Origin of the sequence: Tritonibacter horizontis (genome assembly GCF_001518015.1) — a bacterium.
Taxonomy (GTDB): Bacteria; Pseudomonadota; Alphaproteobacteria; order Rhodobacterales; family Rhodobacteraceae; genus Epibacterium; species Epibacterium horizontis.
In genome coordinates, this window is the sequence record NZ_LPUY01000095.1 from 35,592 (window position 1) to 54,689 (window position 19,098).

Genomic DNA, 19,098 nt, shown 5'->3' on the forward strand with positions numbered 1-19,098 from the left:
GTTTGATGGGCCCCTAGGGGGCAAATCCGAGCGCACGCGGCAGCATCAGGGCCGCGTCCTCCCAGAATGCGAAGACAAAAAGGATGATGATTTCGGCGACCAGAAAGGGCGCGAGTTTGACCGAGATCCGCTCGATCTTTTCGCCGGTGACCGAAGACAGAACAAAGAGGCAGGCTCCCACTGGCGGTGTCATCAACGAGATGTTCAGGGCCAGCACAAAGATGATCCCGGCGTGGATCGGTTCCAGTCCGATCTGTTCCGTAAGCGGCACCAGGACCGGGCCAAGGATGATCAGGATCGCGGTGATATCCATCACCATGCCCACCACCAGCAGGATGCAGATGATGATGGCAATGACCGCATAGGGGTTTTCCGACAGGCCCAGAACGCTGCCGGCAATCGCCTGTGGGATGCGCTCAAAGCTCATCCACCAGCCCAGAATGCTGGCAAAGGCGATGATGACAAAGATCACGCCGGTGATGCGCGCAGTGCGCACCAGCATCGCATACAGGTCGCGAAAGGTCAGCGAGCGGTAGACAAACACGCCAATGAACAGCGCATAGGCCACGGCGATGGAGGCCGCCTCGGTCGGGGTGACGATGCCGCCGAGGATGCCGCCGAGAATGATCACGGGCATCAAAAGCGCGGTGATCGAGGACAGGAATGTCTGCCAGATCTCGCCCAGGGTGGCGCCGCGCTCGGCCTTGGGCAGGTTCTCGCGCTTGCCGCCGATGGCAATCACGCCCATGCAGACGATGCAGATCACCAGTCCGGGCAGCAATCCGGCGGCGAACAGCCCACCGATGGAGACCCCCATCAGCGACCCATAGACCACCATCAGCCCCGAGGGCGGGATGGTCGGCCCGATGATCGACCCGGCCGCGGTGACAGCGCAGGCATAGTCGCGCTTGTAGCCCTGTTTCACCATCGCGGGCACCAAGGTGCGGCCAAAGGCGGCGGCGTCGGCAGTCGCGGATCCGGTAAGCCCGGCAAAAAACACTGAGGCCAGCATATTGGTATGGGCCAGCCCGCCGCGAAAACGCCCCACCAGCACCTCGGCCAGCTTCACCAGTCGCCCGGTGATGCCAGTGCTGTTCATGATCTCGCCGGCCAGAATGAAAAACGGCATCGCCAGAAAGGGAAACACGTTGAGACCGTTGAAGATCTTGCTTGGTCCGATGGCGAGAAACGTGACGCCGCCGCCCATGCTGAAAATCCCGATCACCCCGGCCAACCCGATGGCGAACCCGATGGGCATGCCCACCGCAAGGAGCAGAACAAAACTGAAACCGACAATCATGCGCCTGATCCTTCGTTGGGGGTGACGGTGTCGAGCTGCCGGCCCATGTCGCGGATCATCACCAGCACCACTTGCACGCAGGCCAGCAGAGCGGCCGCCGGGATCGCGCTGTAGAAGGGCTGCAGGGTGGCGCCGAGAATCATCGCCTGACGTTTGGCGCCGCTTTCGGCAAAGCCGATGCCAAACCACAAGACGTAGAAAAACAGCGCAAAGGTTATCACGTCGATCAGCACCAACAGGCCCCGGCGTCCGCCCTGCGGCAGCGACATCAGCAGGACCGTCAGGCCGATATGTTCGCGTCGGGCAATGCCGCAAGACACCGCAAGCATCGCCGCCCAGATCATCAGATAGCGGGCCAACACCTCGGGCCAGGGCAGTTGCCAGTGGAAAAAGTACCGGTCCACGACCCCGATCCAGACATCCAGCACCAGCGCAACCATCAGCGCAGCGAGGACAACCTCTGTCCCCCGGTTGATCTGCCGACTGAGCCGGTCGGAAAATTCGGCAAGCATGATGTGATCCCTGTTTTGTAACTTAGGTATATTTTCACGACCAAACAGGACATTGGTCAAGATAAATTTGTTACTAAGGTACAAATAATGGGAAATGCTACAGAAAATGGCTCCGCATTTGATCTCTGGATGTATCTTAGGTACAGAATCGGACGGCCGAGCGGCAGGAGAGACAGATGACCAATGCGGAGTTTGAGGCAGGCAAGGGGGCGGTCGATCTGATCTCGAACCTCAAACATCTGAGTGGCAGCCTCGCCGCGCGGGAGCAGAAGGTTGCGGATTACGTGTCTGCCCATCTGGAAGACGTCACCAGCATGACAATCGCCGAACTGGCCGGCGCCTGTGGCGTCAGTACGCCCACCGTGGTCCGGTTTTGCCGCACCATGGGCTGCGATGGGTTCCGGGCGTTCAAGCTGCGGCTGGCGCAGAACCTTGCGGTCAGCCTGCAATACCTCGCCCCCAGCCATCGCGACACGCCGGGCGATGGCACCAGCGCGGTGGATCAGGTGCTTGGCGCGCTTTATGCGACGGTCAATGTGATGCGGGAACAGCTCGACCCGACGCGGATGGAAGCGGCGGTGACCGCGCTGTCGCAGGCCGGTCAGATCGTTGTGGCCGGGGTTGGCGGTGGCTCCACCATGGTGGCGCAAGAGGCGGCCAATCGGATGTTTCGCCTTGGTATTCCCGCCGTTGCCGTGTCGGACAGCTATCTGTTGCAGATGCGGGCGGCGACGCTGGCACCCGGTGATGTGCTGCTGATGATATCCGCCAGCGGCGAGGCAGCGGAGATCGCGAATGCAGCGGGCATTGCCGGGGGGTATGGGGCGACGACCATCGCGATCACCCGGCCAGACAGCCGATTGGCGCAGGAGGCCGCCATCGTGATCGAGGCCAACCTGCCAGAAGATCCCGACATCCTGAAACCCACCGCCTCGCGCTATGCCCATCTGGTGATTGTCGATGCGCTGGCGATGTCGGTTGCCCAGACCCGCAGCGCCGTCACGACAGAGAACCTGCGGCGCATCCGGGCCTCCTTGACGGCCTATCATGGCCGCACGGGACCGCAACCGCTGGGGGATTGACGGCGCGGCCGCCTGTCAGCCGCGCTGGGCAATCAGGTTGCGAAAGGCCTCTAGCCGGAGCTCCAGCGCATCAAACCGCGCCCGAAGCTCGGCATCCGCCGTGTCACGCGCCGCCAGCGCCAGCACAAAACTGACGGTCTTGAGCACATCGCGCCAGCGTGGATTGTCGGGCAGCGTCTCGATCAGCAGGTATTTGTCCAGGGTCCGGGTCTGCAGCGAGGTCTTGTCGAGGTTCACCCGCCAGATGCCGCTGGTCTCGGCAAAGTCGATCTTGCCCTTGCCGGTGGCCGCGGTCCAGATCTCCAGCGAGTCGGACATCAGATCGACGATGGTGTCACGATAGCTGTCGCCCGGCGTCTGCTGCAACTCCTCCGCCGGATCGTCCGAAATCAGCGAGGGCAGCGAGGTATCCACCAGATCGCGCAGCGAATGCACGAAGTCTTCGCGCGGGGCAGCCGCCTGACTGAACAGGACGGCGCGGCCGCCGCCCGCCTCTGGCAGCATCGCGAACAGGCTGACCTGCAACAGCCGCGCGTTCAGGGTGATCTCGATATGGATCGGTTCGTCCTCCACGTCGATCTCGGCCAGGGCCGCCAGCGCCGCCTCGGGCATCACCGCGTCAAGGCGGCTTCGGTTGGCGGTGACACGCTGGTCGAGCAGTTGCTGCGCCGCCTCGTTCACATAGGTGACCACGCCCCGCGCGTTGACGCAGATCAGCCCATCCTCCAGCGTATCGAGCAATTGCGCCATGCGCCGCTGGGACAGGCGCAGGGCATCCTCGATCTGGATGCGGCGTTCGATCTCGTCCTTCAGGGCGCGGTTTTCCTCGGCCCGGCTGCGGGCGCGGCTGGCCTCCAGCAGGGTGCGGATCCGGCTGAGCAATTCGTCCCGCACGAAGGGTTTGACGACATAGTCGTTGGCGCCGGCTTCGAACCCGGCGAGCAGGTCGCTGGTGCGGCCCCGGGCGGTCAGCAGGATGATCGGCAGTTCGTGCAACCCGTGCCGCCGCCGCAGGTTGCGCGCAACGTCCAGCCCGCTGAGGCCACCCATCATCACATCCAGCACGATAAGGTCGGGACGCCGCTCCGCGACACTGCGCAACGCTTCGGCGCCATTTGCGGCGGTGGTGACGCGGTAGCCCTGCGGCTGCAATACGTTCTGCAGCACTTGCAGATTGATCGGTTCGTCATCCACGGCAAGGATCACCGGCGCGCCGTCGGGGTCGGTCCCGGACCGGCCGTCGGCAGCGGGGCCGGGGGCCGGCGTTGCGTCTGATGCCTCTTCGATCAGGGGGGCTGCGGTCCAGTCCTCACCGCCGAGGGCGGGCAGGTCGGATTGCGGCAGCAACACCTGAAACTCCGCGCCCGCGCCGGCTGGGGACAGAACGTCGATGGTGCCGGACATCAGGGCCGCCAGATGGCGCGCGATGGTCAAGCCAAGGCCGGTGCCGCCGGGTTGTCCGGCCCCGTCCGGGGTCAGTTGTTCCAGCGGGTGAAAGATCCGTTCCATGTTGTCGGCGGCGATCCCGGGGCCATGATCGCGGATCGAAACTGCGATGCGCCCGTCCGCGCGGGGCGCTGCAGAGATGTCGACCGCGCTGCCACCGCCGTATTTGACGGCGTTCGATAGCAGGTTGAACAGGATCTGTTCAAACCGGACCGGGTCGGCGGTCACGGCCGGCAGGTCGTCCGGGATCGCCAGTCGCACCTTGGCCGGGTCAATGCGGAAGGTCGGTTGCAGCAGGTGCAACACATTGCGCACCGCATGGGACACATCGACCGGTTGCAGATCCAGCCGCATCCGACCCTCCCGGATGCGGTAGATGTCCAGCAGGTCATCCACCAGCCGCGACAACCGCCGCGCGGAAAAGGTGATCAGCCGCAGCTGGCTGGTCTGGGCGGGCAGCATGTCCCCCATCGCGCCGCCTTCGAGGGTTTCGAGGATCCCGATGATGCCGTTCAGCGGCGTCCGCAACTCGTGCGAGGTATTGGCCAGAAACCGGTCCTTCATCCGGTCCGCCTCTTCCAGCTTGGCATTTTTCTCGCCGATCTGGCGCAGGTTCTCCTGCAATTCGGCGTTCTTGTCGCGGATCAGGTCAAGCTGATCCCGCAGCGCTCGCCGCATCTGGTTCACCGCCCGCGACAGGCGCGCGTATTCGACCGGCCGGTCGTATTCCGGCAGCGCGTCGTTCAGGCTGCCGGTGGCCACGGCGCTGGCGGCCTCGGACAGGCGCCGGACCGGGCGGGTCAGCGCGTTGGCGAACAGAAACGACAGAAGCGCCAGCCCGGTGACCGCCACCGCCCCGATCAGCAGTAACGCGTTGCGCAGCCGGTGGCTGGTTTCAAAGGCTGCGGTCTGGCTGGCCTCGGCAATGATGGTCCAGGTCGGAAAGGGCGCATCAAGCACCCGCCAGGCCGACAGGGACGCAAGGCCCGCCAGGCCGGCCGACAGCACGCTGACCCCCTCGTGGCTGGTCATCGCCGGGGGCAGCGCAACCGCCGTGCCCGGCACCGGCGCGCCGCTGGAGGCAATGACGATGCCGCCGGAGGAGATCACCGAGAGCGCGGTTTCGCTCTCTGTCATCAGGCTTTGCAGGCTGTTGGGCGGCACCCGCAGGATCATGGCACCCTTGTGGCGGCCATGCAGCCGCACCGGCACCGCCAGATAGGCCGACAGCGCACCGGTGACCGCATCGCGGGCATAGTCCTGAAACACCGGCTCGAACCCCGTCTGGGTGGTCGCCCGGTGATAGGCCTGGCCCAGACCGGTCACCGCCGGGTCGAGGATCTGGCCGAGATAGGCATCCTTGTGCACCGAATAGACCACTTGCCCGTGACGGTCGGCGAGGTAGAGATTGTCAAATTCCGCCTCGTCCAGAAATTCCAGGAACCCGGCGTGGAACCGGCGATGGGTGTTGGAATACTCCAACGCTTCGCGCAAGAGACGGTCCTCGCTGCCAATTCCTGCCGGGGGCAGGGGGGTGGTGTCGACACCAAAGATGTCGCGCAGCCGCGCGCCGGCCTCTTCGGGCGTGGCGTCGATCTGGCGTAGCGCGTGGCTGAAACCGTAGAATTCGCCGACCGAGTAGCGCACGTTGGAAGATTGCGCGAGGTTCTCTGCCTGCCGACGCGCATAGGTCATATACTGGGTGATCTCGCTGGCCTTGGCATCGCGCACAAAAGCCACCTTTTGAAACGTCTCGGTGGTGACGGTCTGGTTCACCAGCCGGTAAAACACCAATCCCCCCAGGGTCAGCGGCAGCACCGATGCCAGCAGAAAGGTCAGCAAGAGGCGAGAGCGAATTCCCTGTAGCAGCACGGTGGCTCCGGTTTTTCTGGTTTTGTCTGGGCACGATCCTGCGGCCTGCTTGCGGGTGAAGCAAGGGCAGTTGGTCATTCTCGGGCTGTGGGGCGTATTCGGGAAAACACAGTAAGCGATTGAAAATGTTTATGTATCTCCACCGGTGAACCCGCCGCGCGCCCTGTTTTGACGAAATTTCCGATTTTTCGGGTACCATTCGGGGGGCTGCGCGGACTTCATTGGGGGGCATCCAAGGCGCTCGGGAGGAGACTGGGCCCACCACAGGATCCAGGCCGCCACCGGGCGGAAATTGACGGATGACATCAGGCGGGGCAAACCCGCTGCCACAGGGAGATTACCAAATGAAATTGACTGTAACTGCCGGATTGCTGGCCTCGGCTTCGGCCGCGCTCTGGGCGACGACGGCACAGGCCGAAGAAACCGTATTGAGCGCGCTGCCGGAGCAGGTCACCGCCTGGGTCGAGAACTTCAACCCGTTCAACCAGACCACTACCGCGCCTTCGGTGCTGCATTTCATGTATGAACCGCTGATCATCTTCAACGCGCTGGATGGCGGCAAGCCGGTGTACCGTCTGGCTACCGGGCATGACTACTCCGAGGATCTCAGCAGCATCACCGTGACCCTGCGCGAGGGTGTCGAATGGTCCGATGGCGAGGCTTTTGACGCCGATGACGTCGTCACCTCCTTCGAACTGGCGCTGGGCAATCCGGCGCTCGACAGTGTCGGCATGGCGCAGATGTTGTCGGGGGTCGAGAAAATCGACGCGCAAACCGTGCGCTTCAACCTCTCTACCCCGTCGAGCCAGGCAATGTATCAGATCGTGCGGGTGCCGATCGTGCCGGATCACATCTGGAGCAAGATCGACGATCCGGTCACCTTCACCAACCCCGACCCTGTCGGTTCCGGTCCGCTGACGGAAATTCGCCGGTTCACGCCGCAGGAATACATCCAGTGCCGCAACGACAACTATTGGGACGCTGAGAGCCTGCACGTCGATTGCATGCGCTTCCCGCAGATTGCCAACAACGATCAGGCCCTTGCCGCGGCCTCCAACGGCGAGCTGGACTGGATGGGATCGTTCCTGCCGGACATCGAAAACACTTATGTTGCCAAGGACCCGGAACATCACAGCTACTGGCTGCCCGGCGGCTCTCTTGTGGCGTTCTACATGAACTTCGAAGCCCCGGAAGAGGGTGACCGCGCCGCCTTTAACAACGTCGATTTCCGCCGTGCGGTGTCGATGGCGTTTGACCGCGAGGCGATGGTGGAAATCGCCGGCTATGGCTATCCCACCATCAACCAGTATCCGTCGGGCCTGGGCCGCGCGTTCCATTCCTGGAACAACCCCGAGGTTGACGAGAAATTCGGCGCCTTCACCCAATATGACCTGGACGGCGCGCGGGCCCTGTTGGCAGAGGCCGGGTTCAAGGACATCGACGGCGACGGTTTTGTCGAAACCCCGGAGGGTGCGCAGATCGACCTGGAGGTGATCGTCCCCAACGGCTGGACCGATTGGGTCAACAGCTGCCAGATCGCGGTCGAGGGGCTGAACGCGGTTGGCATCAGGGCCAATGTCTCCACCCCGGAATCCGCCGTCTGGACGGAAAAGCTGATCAACGGCGATTATGACATGGCGATCAACTCCGTCCGCGTCGGGGCGACGCCGTTCAACCAGTATCTCGACTCTCTGCACGAATCGAACCAGGCCAAATCGCGCTTTGCCGCGTCGCGCTACTATAACGCCGAACTCAGCGGCCTGCTGGATGCATTTACCCAGACCAGCGACACGGAAAAGCAGATGGCGATCATGTCTGACGTGCAGGAAATCGTCGGGGCGGACATGCCGCTGGTGACGGTTTTCAACAACCCGCGCTGGTATCAGTACAACACCAAACGGTTCACCGGGTTCTTCAACGCGGACAACCCGGTCGCCAACCCGGTGGTGCATAAGACCAACCCGGCGCGGCTGCTGCACCTCCTGGCGCTGCGCCCGGTGGAATAACCTCCCGCAAAGCGAAGGGGCCGCCCCAATCGGGGCGGTCCCGCCTTGGCGCCCCTTTTCCTCGACAGATGGTCTGACCCGATGCGTTTTCTTCTGAAGCGGCTGAGTTTTTATGCCGTTGCCTTTCTCGTGGCTGCGACGTTCAACTTCATGATTCCGCGGCTGTTGCCCGGCAACCCGGCGGACATCATGCTGGCCAATTCCGGCGGCATGATCGCGCCCGAAGCCCGCGATGCGCTGATGGCGACCTTCGGGTTCATCGACGCGCCGCTGCATGAACAGTATTTCGCCTATCTCGGTTCGATCTTCACCTGGGATTTTGGCCTGTCGATCAAATTCTACCCGATGCCAGTCGCCGATGTGCTGACGCAGGCCCTGCCGTGGACGCTGTTCCTGACCGGCGCGGCGCTGTTGATCGCTTTCTCGACAGGCACGCTCCTGGGTATTCTGGCCGCCTGGCGGCGCGGGCAGCTGACGGATGTGATCGCCTCGCCCACCGCGCTGGCGCTGCAATCGGTACCGGCCGTGGTGGTGGCCCTGTGTGGTCTCTATTTTCTGTCGGTGCGCAACCGGGTGTTTCCGACCTCTTATGCCTATGACCCGAAACTGGACCCGGCCTTCAGCTGGGAATTCGCCGCCTCTGTTGCCTACCACGGTTTTCTGCCGGTGGTGACGCTGAGCGTGGTGCTGGTGGGCGGCTATCTGATCACCATGCGCAACAACATGATCGGCCAGCTGGGCGAGGACTACCTTGCCATGGCCGAAGCCAAGGGGCTGAGTGATGCCCGCGTGCGCTATGCCTATGCGGCGCGCAATGCGCTGTTGCCGTCGGTGACCGCGCTGGCGCTCAGCTTCGGGGCGCTGTTCGGTGGCTCGCTGATCACCGAGGTGGTGTTCAATTATCCCGGCGTCGGCAACCTGTTGTACCTTGGCATCGTCGGGCGCGATTTCCCACTGATCCAGGGTCAGCTTCTTATCATGACACTCGCCATGCTGCTCGCGAACCTCGCGGTGGATCTGGCCTATGTCTTTCTTGATCCCAGACTGAAGAGGGCCTGATGCCAGATCTCCTCCGTACCTTTTTGCGCAACCGCAAGGCCGCCATCGGACTGGCCATCGTGCTGGCCTATGTGGTCGTCGCGCTGGTGGCGCCGCTGATTGCGCCCTTTGACCCCATCGCCCGCGTGGGCCGACCGCACCAGGCACCCTCGGCTGAACATTGGCTGGGCACCACCCGCATGGGGCGGGACGTGTTCAGCCAGCTGATCTGGGGCACCCGCACCTCCCTGATGGTGGGGATTGTGGCCGGGTTGATCGTGACCGCGATCGGCACCGCCATCGGCATCACGGCGGCCTATTTCGGCGGTCTGGTGGATAATGTGCTGAACTTTTTCACCAATGTCGTGCTGGTGCTGCCGCAACTGCCGCTGTTGCTGGTGCTCGCCGCCTTTCTGGGGCAGGTGGGGCCCTGGGCGATTGCGCTGATCATTGGCCTGACCTCCTGGGCCTGGGGGGCGCGCGTCACCCGTGCGCAGGCGATGTCGCTGAAGACCCGCGACTTTATTCAGGCCTCCGCGATGATCGGCGAGCCGACCTGGCGGATGATCCTGGTGGAGATGCTGCCGAACCTTTTGTCGATCATCGGCTTCAACTTTATCGGTTCCGTCATCTTTACCATCATCACCGAGGCGACGCTGGAATTCCTCGGTCTGGGCAGCCCCTTGGCGCTGTCCTGGGGCACCATGCTTTATAACGCGCAGACCGCCTCGGCGATCATGGTCGGCGCCTGGTGGGAGGTGCTGGCCCCCTGCGCCGCCATCGTGCTGATCGGCGTGGGCCTGTCGCTGATGAACTTCGGTGTGGACGAGATCGCCAACCCGCGCATGCGCACGCTGGGCAACGTCGCCAAGGCGTTGCGGATTGAGAAGCGCCTGTTGCGCCAGCGCATGCAGGAGGCAAACCAATGAGCGATCTGCTGACCGTCGAAGGGCTGCGGGTGGACTATCTGACCGCAGGCGCGCCCTTTACCGCCGTGCGCGACATCTCGTTCCAGATCCAGCCGAATGAAATCCTCGGCCTTGCGGGGGAATCCGGTTGCGGCAAGAGCACCGTGGCCTATGCGCTGATGCGTCTGCACAAACCGCCTGCATTGGTGCGTCGGGGCCAGATCCTGTTCGAGGGTCGTGATGTGCTGTCGTTCACCGACACGCAACTGCGCGCCTGGCGTTGGTCCGAGGTCTCCATGGTGTTTCAAAGCGCGATGAACTCGCTCAACCCGGTGATGACCATCTTTCGCCAGTTTCACGACATGCTGCGTGCGCATGGGCCCATTACCCGCGCCGACGCGATGGACCGCACGGCCGAGATGCTGGAGATGGTCGGCATCCCCGCCGACCGGATGCAGGCCCATCCGCATCAATTGTCGGGGGGGATGCGGCAGCGGGTGGCGCTGGCCCTGGCGCTGACTTTGCTGCCCAAGTTGATCATCATGGACGAGCCGACGACCGCGCTTGATGTGGTGGTGCAGCGCGAGATCCTGCAAGAGGTCCTGCGCCTGCGCGAAAAGTTGGGGTTTTCGGTACTGTTCATCACCCATGACATCGCGCTGATGGCACAGATTTCCGACCGGATCGGCATCATGCGTGCGGGCGAGATTGTGGAAATCGGCACCGCGTCGCAGATCGTGACCGCGCCCGTGCATGACTACACCCGCAGCCTGTGGGACGCGATGCCGATCCTGGCCAATGCTGCCGAGAAAGGGCCTGCCCATGCTGTCTGATCCCCCGATCCTGTCGCTGGACCGTCTGACCAAGACCTTTACCCTGCGTCCGATCTTTGGTCGCGCCACCCAGGTGGAGGCCCTGCGCGCCGTCTCGCTCGACCTGTTGCCGGGCCGGGCACTGGCGCTGGTGGGCGAAAGCGGCTCTGGCAAGAGCACCGTGGGCCGGATGATCGTCGGCCACCATGCGCCGACCTCGGGGCGGATCCTGTTCGAGGGTCGGGACATCGCGGAGCTGACCCGACGCGGCGATCAGATGCGCTATCGTCAGGCGGTGCAGATGGTGTTTCAGGACCCGTTTTCGGCCCTGAACCCGGCGCATACGATCCGTCATCATTTGCAGCGCGCCCTGTCGTTGCATCAGCCGGAGGCCGATCCGGAGACCGCCCTGCGCGAGATCCTTGACGATGTGGATCTGGACCCGGTCTCGACCCCGTCGAAGTTCCCGCATGAACTGTCGGGTGGGCAGCGCCAGCGGGTGAATTTTGCCCGGGCGCTGGCGGTCAGGGCACGGCTGATCGTCGCGGATGAACCGACCTCGATGCTGGATGTGTCGATCCGCAAGTCGATCCTCGCGCTGATGCAGCGGCTCAAGACCGAGCACGGCCTGTCGATCCTTTATATCACCCATGATATTGCCACGGCAGAGTATCTGGCCGAGGACACGGCGGTGATGTTCCGGGGGCAGGTGGTCGAAAAGGGCCCGACCGCGCAGGTGGTCGGCGCACCGCAGCATGGCTACACCCGGTTGTTGCGTGCCGCCGTGCCGGATCCGTCGATCCGGCTGACGGGCAGCGATGCCGGCTTTGCCCAGGATGCCCGACAGGTGCGCGCCGCCAGCGCGGCTGCGGTTCGCGGCATGACCGAAGTGTCCACCGGGCATTTCATCGCGGATCATGCTGCTGGCGACCATGCCACTGCCGAAACGGAGCGGGCCGATGCCTGACATGCTGGTCCCGCTCTATCGCTTGCCGTCGCAGGGGGCGCTGCCGGAGGGGGTCACCCTGCGGCCCGCCCTGCCGTTCGAGGCGCATGAGGTGCTGGCGTTTGTCGCGGCGCATTTTGGCCAGAAGTGGGTCGATGAATGCACCGTGGCGCTGGCGGCGCGCCCCGCCCGCCTCCTGATTGCGACCGAGGGCACGCATCTGCTGGGCTTTGCCTGCTATGACGTGACCTTTCGCGGGTTTTTCGGCCCCACCGGTGTCGCCCCGGAGGCGCGCGGCAAGGGGCTGGGCAAGGCGCTGCTGCTGGCGGCCCTTCACCGGTTGCGCGACGATGGCTTCGCCTATGGGATCATCGGTGGCGCCGGGCCGGTGGCGTTTTACCAGGAGACCTGCGGCGCTACCCCCATTCCAGACAGTGATCCGGGCGCCTACAGCGGCGCGCTGGTCTGACATACATTCACAACAGGATTTATTGAGATGCAGTTTCACCTCGACAGTCTTTGGCACGCCGAAGAAGACGCGATGGAGTTCGCCCTGACCAATTGCGGGCCCAGCCCGGTGGCCAATCCGCGCCTGGTCTATGCCACGCTGACGCGCTGCTTGCGGCCGTCGCGCTGCACCGGTGCGACCTTGCTGCGGCGGCAGGCGAATTTTCACGAATATGCCAGCGCCGACGGTTTTGTGCTGCAGCCGGGCGAGACCTGGCGGTTCACGGAATACAGTCTGACCCGGCCGGCGCTGCATTCCAACGAAGGGCCGAAATCGGCGGGCGTGCGGCTGGAAGACGGCACCCTCGTCCCTGCTTTTGCCAGCGATCTGCAGGCCGCCACGGCCGTGGGGCGGGCGGCGCCGGCAGGGCGCGCCGATCTGACCTGCGGTGTCCTGCCCGAACCCCGACGGGTCGCGGTCACGGACTGGCAGGCAAAGGCACCGGTGCATCTGGCGCTGCAGGGTCGGGATCTGGCGGTGCTGCAAACCGTGTCGCGTGTGGCGGCACTGACCCGTCGGCTGCATCCCCTTGCGCCGGTGCCCTTCGTGCTGACGGCAAAGGCGGATGTGTCGCCGCTGGTGGTGGTGGCCGATCCGGCGCTGGGCGAGGACGCCTATCGCATCGTCTGGCACGACGGCGAGGCCAGATTGCACCATGGGACGGGGCAGGGACTGTTTTACGGGCTGGTCACGCTGGCGCAGCTGATGACCCATGCCCATGACGCCCCCGGCCGATACGGCGTGCCGCTGACCGGTGTGGTCGAAGACGCCCCGCGCCACGGCTGGCGGGGGGCGCATTTGGATGTGTCACGCCAGTTTTATCCGTTGGACCAGGTGCTGCGCTACGTCGATATCCTCGCCTGGCACAAGATGAACCGGTTCCATTGGCACCTGACCGATGACGAAGGCTGGCGGCTGGAAATCAAGGCCTATCCGCAGCTGACCGAGGTTGCGGCCCATACCGGGATGGCGCTGCCGGTGCTGCCGCAGCTTGGCCCTGACATCACCGGGCAGAGCGGGTTTTATACCCAGGCCGAGGCGCGGCAAGTGGTCAAACATGCCGCCGGTCTCGGTGTCGAGGTGATGCCGGAGATCGACGTGCCGGGCCATTGCGCCTGCGTCCTTGGGGCCCTGCCGGAGCTGGTCGATGCGGAGGAGCCGGAAAGCTACTGGTCGGTGCAGGGATTTGGCAACAACGCGCTGAACCCGGCGATCGAGGGGTCTTATACTTTTGCCGAGACGGTGCTGGCCGAGGTCTGCGAGATCTTTCCGTTTGAGATCATCCATGTCGGCGGCGACGAGGTGGCCGAAGGCGCCTGGATGCAATCGCCCAAGGCGCAGGCGATGATGCGGGAAACGGGACTGAAGGACACCCACGAGATGCAGGCCTATTTCCTGCGTCACATTCAGGAGTTCCTGATCGGCCTCGGGCGCAGGCTCGGCGGCTGGGAAGAGGTCGCCCACGGCGGTGGCCTGAACCCGGCGCATTGCCTGCTGTTCGCCTGGACCACCATCGAGAAAACCGCAGAGCTGGCGGATGAGGGCTATGACGTGGTGAGCACGCCGGGGCAGGCCTATTACCTTGATATGGCCCTGTCGGACGATTGGTATGCACCGGGGGCGAGCTGGGCCGGGTTTACGCCGCTGGACAAGACCTATGGCTTTGAGGCGGACAATGGCGCGGCGGCGCTGGCGGGGCGGCTGAAGGGGGTTCAGGCCTGCGTCTGGAGCGAGCATCTGACCACGATGGCGCGCAAGAACCACATGATCTTTCCGCGGCTCAGCGCCATTGCCGAAGCAGGCTGGAGCGCGGCAGAGCGCAAGGATTTCGACCGGTTCAAGGCGCTGGCACCGCTGATGCCGGACCTGTGACTTGTAACCCGTGACACATACCCTGGCGCCGGGCGCTGTCCGCCGGAGCGGGCGACGCCCGGTGCCACAGGCCGATCATTGCAGGACCGCGCTGCTCCATTCCTTGAGAAACGCGGCCTTTTTCAACGCGTCCAGATAGACCAGCAACCCAGGCCCCATGCGAATGCGTCGCAGGGCCTGGGCTTCTTGCGTCCAGGCGTTTTCCTCGGCGACAGAGACTGCACCTGGGGCGGCCTCCCATCCCCGTGAAATCAGGTGGTCGATGAAGGACCCGGCAAGCGTCGGAGCCTTGCTGGTTTTGGGAATGAAGGCGGTGCGCAACATGATGATCGTGTAGTCCTGCGGCAGGATGACGATCACATCCTTCGGATTGCCCTTGGCGCGGGCATAGCTGCCGAGCACGTTATAGGCGACGGTCAGATCCCCTGAGGAGACATCGTCGATCATCTGGCTGGAACAGCAATAGAGCCGGACGCCGAATGACCCCATGACCTCGCTCAGGCGCCAGTAGGTTTCCGAGGTGCGCGCGTCCTGGGTGGCAAACAGATACCCGAGGCCGGAGGTGCGCAGATCGTAGGTGCCGACCTTGCCCTCGAACCGGTCGGGATGGTCGCGCATCAGGGCGATCAGCTCCTGTCGGCTTTGCGGGACGGGCAGGCCCACCAGCGCCCGGCGGGACAGGACGATGGCAGCGGGTTCCTGCGTGAAGGCAAAGAGGTGGTTGCGCCAGCGCGCCCATTCCGGCATCCGCTGGGTGATCTCGGAACTATAGCCAAGCGAGTATCCATCATTCACCAGTTTGGTTTGCAGATCGGTGGCGCTGGAAATGGCCAGATCGACCTCCAGCCCTTCGTCGCCCATGGCGGTCATCAGCTCGGCGGAACTGGCGACGGTATACTCCACCCGCACGTCCGGGCGGTCGGCCAGAAATTCGCGAATGGTGGGTTCAAAGAACACAGCGTCGCCATTGGAAATCACCCGCAGCACCTGCCGGGCGTTGCCCGGACCGACGCTGATATGGTCCTCGATCTCAAAGGTCTGCCCCGGCAAAGGGGCCAGACCGCCCAGGAGGATCAGGACAAGGGAAAAGACAAACTTGCGCATGCGCCACCTTCCTCGCTGTGGTTGGTCAGAAAGAGCTGGCCGCCATGGGCGCGGGCAACCTCATGAGCGATGGTCAGCCCCAGGCCGGAGCCGACCACGGTATCGGTATTGCCCCCGCGCACAAAGCGGCGCGTCAGCCGCCCCATGTCGGCTTTGGGAAAGCCGGCGCCTTCGTCCCGGACTGAAACTTCGGCGCTGGTCCCGACCCGCCGCAGGGCGACATGGACGCGGCTGTCGGGGGGCGAATATTTGATCGCATTGTCCATGAGATTCAACAGCGCGCTTTGCATCAGGATCGGGTCGCCCCGCACCTGCAGCGCCTCTTCCGGGATCGTCAGGTCCATGTCGATGTCGCGCAGATCCGCCATCGGCACCAGCCGCGCCACCGCATCCCGCGTCAGGCGGCCCAGTTCGACCTCCTCGGTTTCCAGATGGTCCGAGCGAAACGAGACCATGGCATGATCCAGCAACTGCCCCGCCGCGCGGCTGCTTTCGTCGATGGCGCGGATCATTTCGCGCACGGCCTGGCGGTTTTCCGGCTTGTCGACGCGGCGCAGGGTGATTTCGGCCTGGGTGCGGACCGTTGTCAGCGGGGTGCGCACCCGATGCGCGGCCTCGGCGATCAGATCCTCGGACCGCGACAGCGAGGTCTTCAGGCGGCTCATGAACCCGTTGAGCGCCCCGACGAGCGATTCCATTTCCGCCGGAACCGGGGCCGAGACCGGGCGCAGATCCGACAGGCCGCGGCGCGACACGGAGCCGGCGAGCTGGCGCAGCGGCTGGATCGCGGATTGCGCGGCAAAGATGCCAAACACCGCCGCGAGAGCAAAGAAACCAAGACCGAAGCCGGCGACGGTGCGCGAAATCCCGGCCAGTTGCCGCCGCAGCCCATAGCGGGTCTGGGCCACGGTGACCTCGATGAAATCCGGCTGGTTGCCGACCGACATCCGGCGGGTGGCGGTCACCAGCCGGATGCTTTCGCCGTCATAGGTGGCGGTGCGAAAGCGCGGCCCGGTGCTGGTGGCGGCTGCGGGTTTCGGCAGGTCGGGGTATCCGGTCAGAAAGGATCCGTTGCGGGTGATGGCATAAAACACCCGATCCTCGCTGATATTGCCCAGCATCGAAAAGGAGAAATAGGGGATGTCCACCGTCAGATCGCCATCGCGCACCGAGGCGGAATCCAGAATTGCGGTAACGGAGGCGGCGAGGATCTCGTCCTGGCTTTGACCGGCGAGGTCGCGGGCGTAGTTCTGCACCACAAAGAACATCAACCCGGCCAGCAGCGCCGCACCGGACAGCAATTGCACAATGAGCCGCCGCTGGATGGAGCCGCGCAGGAGAATCGGATGGCTCATGACTGGCTCAGCCGGTAGCCGAGCCCCCGGACGGTCACAATCTGGACCGCCGCGCCCTCCAGGTGTTTGCGCAAACGGCCAACATAGACCTCGATCGCGTTTTCCGAGGCATCGACATCGTAGGAAAACAGCCGGTCCACCAGTTTGGATTTTGAAAACACCTGATCCGGGGCGCAGATGAAGATTTCAAACAGCCGCAGTTCGCGGTTGCGCAGGTGGATTTCGCGCGCGCCGACGGTGAGGGTGCAAGCCAGGGGATCAAAGACCACATCACTATAGCGATGCACATTGCTGGCGCCGCCGCTGCGCCGCCGCAGCACCGCCCGGCATCGGGCCTCTAGTTCAGAGAAATCAAAGGGTTTGACGATATAATCGTCGGCACCAAGGTCCAGCACACCGACGCGATCAGAGACCTCTGACCGAGCGGTAAGGACGATCACCGGCGTGTCGCGCTGTGCCGCGCGATGGGATTGCAGAAAGTGGCGGCCATCGCCGTCGGGCAGCATGATGTCCAACAGAATGAGGTCGTATTCGGTGGTCGCGATGAAATCCTCGGCGGTGCCAAGGTCGCCTGCCCGGTCAACCACATGGCCATCCAGCGTCAGCCGATCCACCACGGCATTGGCGAGCTGATCGTTATCTTCGACAAGTAAATACCGCATTGGGGCGAAACTTCAGCTCCGTGTCAGGTTTGTGTCAGCTTGGGCCGGAATACCCCCAGTCATGAGCGCGCAACGGCGCGTTTGTCAAATGGGAGGAACATTATGACATCTTTTGCACTGGGCCGTCGCGCCCTGATGGCTGCGGCTGCGGCCGCACTGACCCTCGGCACGCCGGTTCTGGCGGACGATCATCAGGTTCTTGAAAAGGTCCACTTCCTGATCCCCGGCGGCGCCGGTGGCGGCTGGGACGGCACTGCACGCGGCACCGGCGAGGCGCTGAGCAAGGCCGGTCTGGTCGGCAGCGCCTCTTATGAAAACATGTCCGGCGGTGGCGGCGGCAAGGCGATTGGCTATCTGATCGAGAATGCCGACAGCCTTGAAGACACGCTGATGGTCAATTCGACCCCCATCGTGATCCGCTCGCTGACCGGGGTTTTCCCGCAGAGTTTCCGGGACCTGACATTGGTGGCCGGGACAATCGGCGACTATGCGGCGCTGGTGGTGTCCAAGGACAGCCCGATCAACACGATGGAAGAGTTCCTCGCGGCCTATCGCGAAGACCCCCGTGGCACCGCAGTTGGCGGTGGATCGGTGCCAGGCGGCATGGATCACCTGGTTGCCGCGATGGTGATGCAGTCGGCGGGCGAAGACCCGACAGCGCTGAAATACATCCCCTATGACGCGGGCGGCAAGGCCATGGCGGCGTTGCTCTCGGGCGAGATCAAGGCGCTCTCCACCGGGTTTTCCGAAGCCATCGCGCTGGCCGATGCGGGCGAAGTCAAGATCCTCGGCGTCACTGCGGACGAGCGCGTTCCGGCCTATGACACCGCCCCGACCATGGCGGAGCAGGGTCTGGACACGACCTTTGTCAACTGGCGCGGGTTCTTCGCGGCACCGGGCCTGAGCGAGGAAAAACTGACCGCCTATCAGGACGCGATTGCCAAGATGTACGACACCCCGGAATGGGAAGAGGTGCGTGCGCGCAACGGTTGGGTCAACATCCATAACTCTGGCGAGGATTTCCGCGCCTTTCTGGAAAAACAGGAAGAGGCCATCGGCAGCCTGATGAAGCAGCTTGGCTTCCTCTGAGGTCTGACGACCGTTTCCGAGCGGGTCCGGTGCCATAGATTGGGACCGGACCCCTCTTTCACTGTCCCCATTTCAAACAGGAGGCGATCATGGCACTTGACCGCTGGATCGCGCTGATCATCCTCGGGATCGCGCTGGCCTATGGCTATGCGGCGTATTTCACGATGGATCAGCTCTTGCCGCCGTTCATGCAGCGCAACCCAATCTGGCCGAGCACCTTTCCCAAGGTTCTGTCCGTTCTGGCAATTCTGACATCGCTGGTCATTGTTCTGGGACTGGAAAAGCCGAGCGGCGATTCCCGTGCACCCGATATCGATTACCGCCGTCTTGGCGATTACAAGATCGGTCAGGCGGGTGTGTTGCTCGGGCTGATGGTCGCCTACGCACTGTTGCTGCGACCGGCGGGGTTTTTGGTGTCCACCGCCGGGTTCCTGACCATCGGGGCGATGGTCCTGGGCGAGCGAAAGCTCTGGGTCCTGTTTCCTGTCGCTGCGCTTGCGACGGGTATTGTCTGGTATCTGGTCGAAGGGGTGCTGGGCATCTTCTTGCGGCCCCTGCCATTTTTCCTTGGATAAGCGGAGCCTAC

16 protein-coding genes are annotated in these 19,098 nt (G+C 63.8%); 10 read left to right on the forward strand and 6 right to left on the reverse strand.

Features of this window, described 5'->3' with window-relative positions:
• Positions 1–13 precede the first annotated feature (13 nt).
• The gene (locus tag TRIHO_RS18075; protein ID WP_068246989.1) at positions 14–1,300 is read right to left on the reverse strand and encodes a TRAP transporter large permease; all 1,287 of its coding nucleotides are present in this window, start codon (positions 1,298–1,300) and stop codon (positions 14–16) included.
• Positions 1,297–1,812, reverse strand: coding sequence for a TRAP transporter small permease (locus TRIHO_RS18080; RefSeq protein ID WP_068246991.1), 516 nt, complete (start codon positions 1,810–1,812; stop codon positions 1,297–1,299). Before TRIHO_RS18080 ends, TRIHO_RS18075 begins: the two co-directional genes overlap by 4 nt.
• Positions 1,813–1,988: 176 nt before the next feature.
• Between TRIHO_RS18080 and TRIHO_RS18085 the strand changes: the two genes are divergently transcribed.
• On the forward strand, positions 1,989–2,894 hold the full coding sequence (locus tag TRIHO_RS18085) for a MurR/RpiR family transcriptional regulator (protein ID WP_068246993.1): 906 nt from the start codon (positions 1,989–1,991) through the stop codon (positions 2,892–2,894).
• A gap of 15 nt (positions 2,895–2,909) precedes the next feature.
• Here the strand turns inward: TRIHO_RS18085 and TRIHO_RS18090 are convergent, their stop codons facing one another.
• Positions 2,910–6,212, reverse strand: coding sequence for a response regulator (locus TRIHO_RS18090; protein ID WP_068246996.1), 3,303 nt, complete (start codon positions 6,210–6,212; stop codon positions 2,910–2,912).
• Between the two features lie 344 nt (positions 6,213–6,556).
• On the opposite strand from TRIHO_RS18090, the gene TRIHO_RS18095 reads away from it, so the two are divergent.
• The 7 genes from TRIHO_RS18095 (at position 6,557) to TRIHO_RS18125 (ending at position 14,302) form a co-directional block, all read left to right on the forward strand.
• Positions 6,557–8,218 (forward strand): ABC transporter substrate-binding protein, encoded by a 1,662-nt coding sequence (locus tag TRIHO_RS18095; protein ID WP_068246999.1) that lies wholly within the window; start codon positions 6,557–6,559, stop codon positions 8,216–8,218.
• Positions 8,219–8,299: 81 nt separating this feature from the next.
• Complete coding sequence (locus TRIHO_RS18100; protein WP_068247001.1) at positions 8,300–9,277, forward strand: ABC transporter permease; 978 nt, start codon at positions 8,300–8,302, stop codon at positions 9,275–9,277.
• Positions 9,277–10,185 carry an ABC transporter permease gene (locus TRIHO_RS18105; protein ID WP_068247004.1) on the forward strand — a complete coding sequence of 303 codons (909 nt, stop codon included), beginning with the start codon at positions 9,277–9,279 and terminating at the stop codon, positions 10,183–10,185. Before TRIHO_RS18100 ends, TRIHO_RS18105 begins: the two co-directional genes overlap by 1 nt.
• Entirely contained in the window at positions 10,182–10,997 is an 816-nt protein-coding gene (locus TRIHO_RS18110) for an ABC transporter ATP-binding protein (protein WP_068247006.1), read from the forward strand. Before TRIHO_RS18105 ends, TRIHO_RS18110 begins: the two co-directional genes overlap by 4 nt.
• Positions 10,987–11,943, forward strand: coding sequence for an ABC transporter ATP-binding protein (locus tag TRIHO_RS18115; RefSeq protein ID WP_068247008.1), 957 nt, complete (start codon positions 10,987–10,989; stop codon positions 11,941–11,943). Before TRIHO_RS18110 ends, TRIHO_RS18115 begins: the two co-directional genes overlap by 11 nt.
• On the forward strand, positions 11,936–12,391 hold the full coding sequence (locus tag TRIHO_RS18120) for a GNAT family N-acetyltransferase (protein ID WP_068247221.1): 456 nt from the start codon (positions 11,936–11,938) through the stop codon (positions 12,389–12,391). Before TRIHO_RS18115 ends, TRIHO_RS18120 begins: the two co-directional genes overlap by 8 nt.
• A gap of 27 nt (positions 12,392–12,418) precedes the next feature.
• Entirely contained in the window at positions 12,419–14,302 is a 1,884-nt protein-coding gene (locus tag TRIHO_RS18125) for a beta-N-acetylhexosaminidase (RefSeq protein WP_068247011.1), read from the forward strand.
• Between the two features lie 75 nt (positions 14,303–14,377).
• On the opposite strand, the gene TRIHO_RS18130 is transcribed toward TRIHO_RS18125, so the two are convergent.
• The 3 genes from TRIHO_RS18130 to TRIHO_RS18140 are packed head-to-tail and all read right to left on the reverse strand — an operon-like array spanning position 14,378 to position 17,423.
• Positions 14,378–15,406: an ABC transporter substrate-binding protein gene (locus TRIHO_RS18130; RefSeq protein ID WP_068247014.1), complete on the reverse strand. Its 1,029-nt coding sequence runs from the start codon at positions 15,404–15,406 to the stop codon at positions 14,378–14,380.
• Complete coding sequence (locus TRIHO_RS18135; protein WP_068247017.1) at positions 15,376–16,761, reverse strand: sensor histidine kinase; 1,386 nt, start codon at positions 16,759–16,761, stop codon at positions 15,376–15,378. Before TRIHO_RS18135 ends, TRIHO_RS18130 begins: the two co-directional genes overlap by 31 nt.
• The gene (locus TRIHO_RS18140; protein WP_068247020.1) at positions 16,758–17,423 is read right to left on the reverse strand and encodes a response regulator transcription factor; all 666 of its coding nucleotides are present in this window, start codon (positions 17,421–17,423) and stop codon (positions 16,758–16,760) included. The genes TRIHO_RS18135 and TRIHO_RS18140 overlap by 4 nt, the downstream gene beginning before the upstream one ends.
• A 102-nt stretch (positions 17,424–17,525) precedes the next feature.
• On the opposite strand from TRIHO_RS18140, the gene TRIHO_RS18145 reads away from it, so the two are divergent.
• Both TRIHO_RS18145 and TRIHO_RS18150 read left to right on the forward strand, forming a co-directional pair.
• Positions 17,526–18,512: a tripartite tricarboxylate transporter substrate binding protein gene (locus TRIHO_RS18145; RefSeq protein WP_068247023.1), complete on the forward strand. Its 987-nt coding sequence runs from the start codon at positions 17,526–17,528 to the stop codon at positions 18,510–18,512.
• A gap of 89 nt (positions 18,513–18,601) precedes the next feature.
• Positions 18,602–19,087 carry a tripartite tricarboxylate transporter TctB family protein gene (locus TRIHO_RS18150; RefSeq protein ID WP_068247026.1) on the forward strand — a complete coding sequence of 162 codons (486 nt, stop codon included), beginning with the start codon at positions 18,602–18,604 and terminating at the stop codon, positions 19,085–19,087.
• The last annotated feature ends 11 nt before the right edge of the window (positions 19,088–19,098 follow it).

Bases quoted from the DNA above. Each gene is read 5' to 3' on its own strand.
- TRIHO_RS18075 (WP_068246989.1), bottom strand. From the start codon at position 1,300: ATGATTGTCGGTTTCAGTTTTGTTCTGCTCCTTGCGGTGGGCATGCCC.
- TRIHO_RS18080 (WP_068246991.1), bottom strand. From the start codon at position 1,812: ATGCTTGCCGAATTTTCCGACCGGCTCAGTCGGCAGATCAACCGGGGG.
- TRIHO_RS18085 (WP_068246993.1), top strand. From the start codon at position 1,989: ATGACCAATGCGGAGTTTGAGGCAGGCAAGGGGGCGGTCGATCTGATC.
- TRIHO_RS18095 (WP_068246999.1), top strand. From the start codon at position 6,557: ATGAAATTGACTGTAACTGCCGGATTGCTGGCCTCGGCTTCGGCCGCG.
- TRIHO_RS18100 (WP_068247001.1), top strand. From the start codon at position 8,300: ATGCGTTTTCTTCTGAAGCGGCTGAGTTTTTATGCCGTTGCCTTTCTC.
- TRIHO_RS18105 (WP_068247004.1), top strand. From the start codon at position 9,277: ATGCCAGATCTCCTCCGTACCTTTTTGCGCAACCGCAAGGCCGCCATC.
- TRIHO_RS18110 (WP_068247006.1), top strand. From the start codon at position 10,182: ATGAGCGATCTGCTGACCGTCGAAGGGCTGCGGGTGGACTATCTGACC.
- TRIHO_RS18115 (WP_068247008.1), top strand. From the start codon at position 10,987: ATGCTGTCTGATCCCCCGATCCTGTCGCTGGACCGTCTGACCAAGACC.
- TRIHO_RS18120 (WP_068247221.1), top strand. From the start codon at position 11,936: ATGCCTGACATGCTGGTCCCGCTCTATCGCTTGCCGTCGCAGGGGGCG.
- TRIHO_RS18125 (WP_068247011.1), top strand. From the start codon at position 12,419: ATGCAGTTTCACCTCGACAGTCTTTGGCACGCCGAAGAAGACGCGATG.
- TRIHO_RS18130 (WP_068247014.1), bottom strand. From the start codon at position 15,406: ATGCGCAAGTTTGTCTTTTCCCTTGTCCTGATCCTCCTGGGCGGTCTG.
- TRIHO_RS18135 (WP_068247017.1), bottom strand. From the start codon at position 16,761: ATGAGCCATCCGATTCTCCTGCGCGGCTCCATCCAGCGGCGGCTCATT.
- TRIHO_RS18140 (WP_068247020.1), bottom strand. From the start codon at position 17,423: ATGCGGTATTTACTTGTCGAAGATAACGATCAGCTCGCCAATGCCGTG.
- TRIHO_RS18145 (WP_068247023.1), top strand. From the start codon at position 17,526: ATGACATCTTTTGCACTGGGCCGTCGCGCCCTGATGGCTGCGGCTGCG.
- TRIHO_RS18150 (WP_068247026.1), top strand. From the start codon at position 18,602: ATGGCACTTGACCGCTGGATCGCGCTGATCATCCTCGGGATCGCGCTG.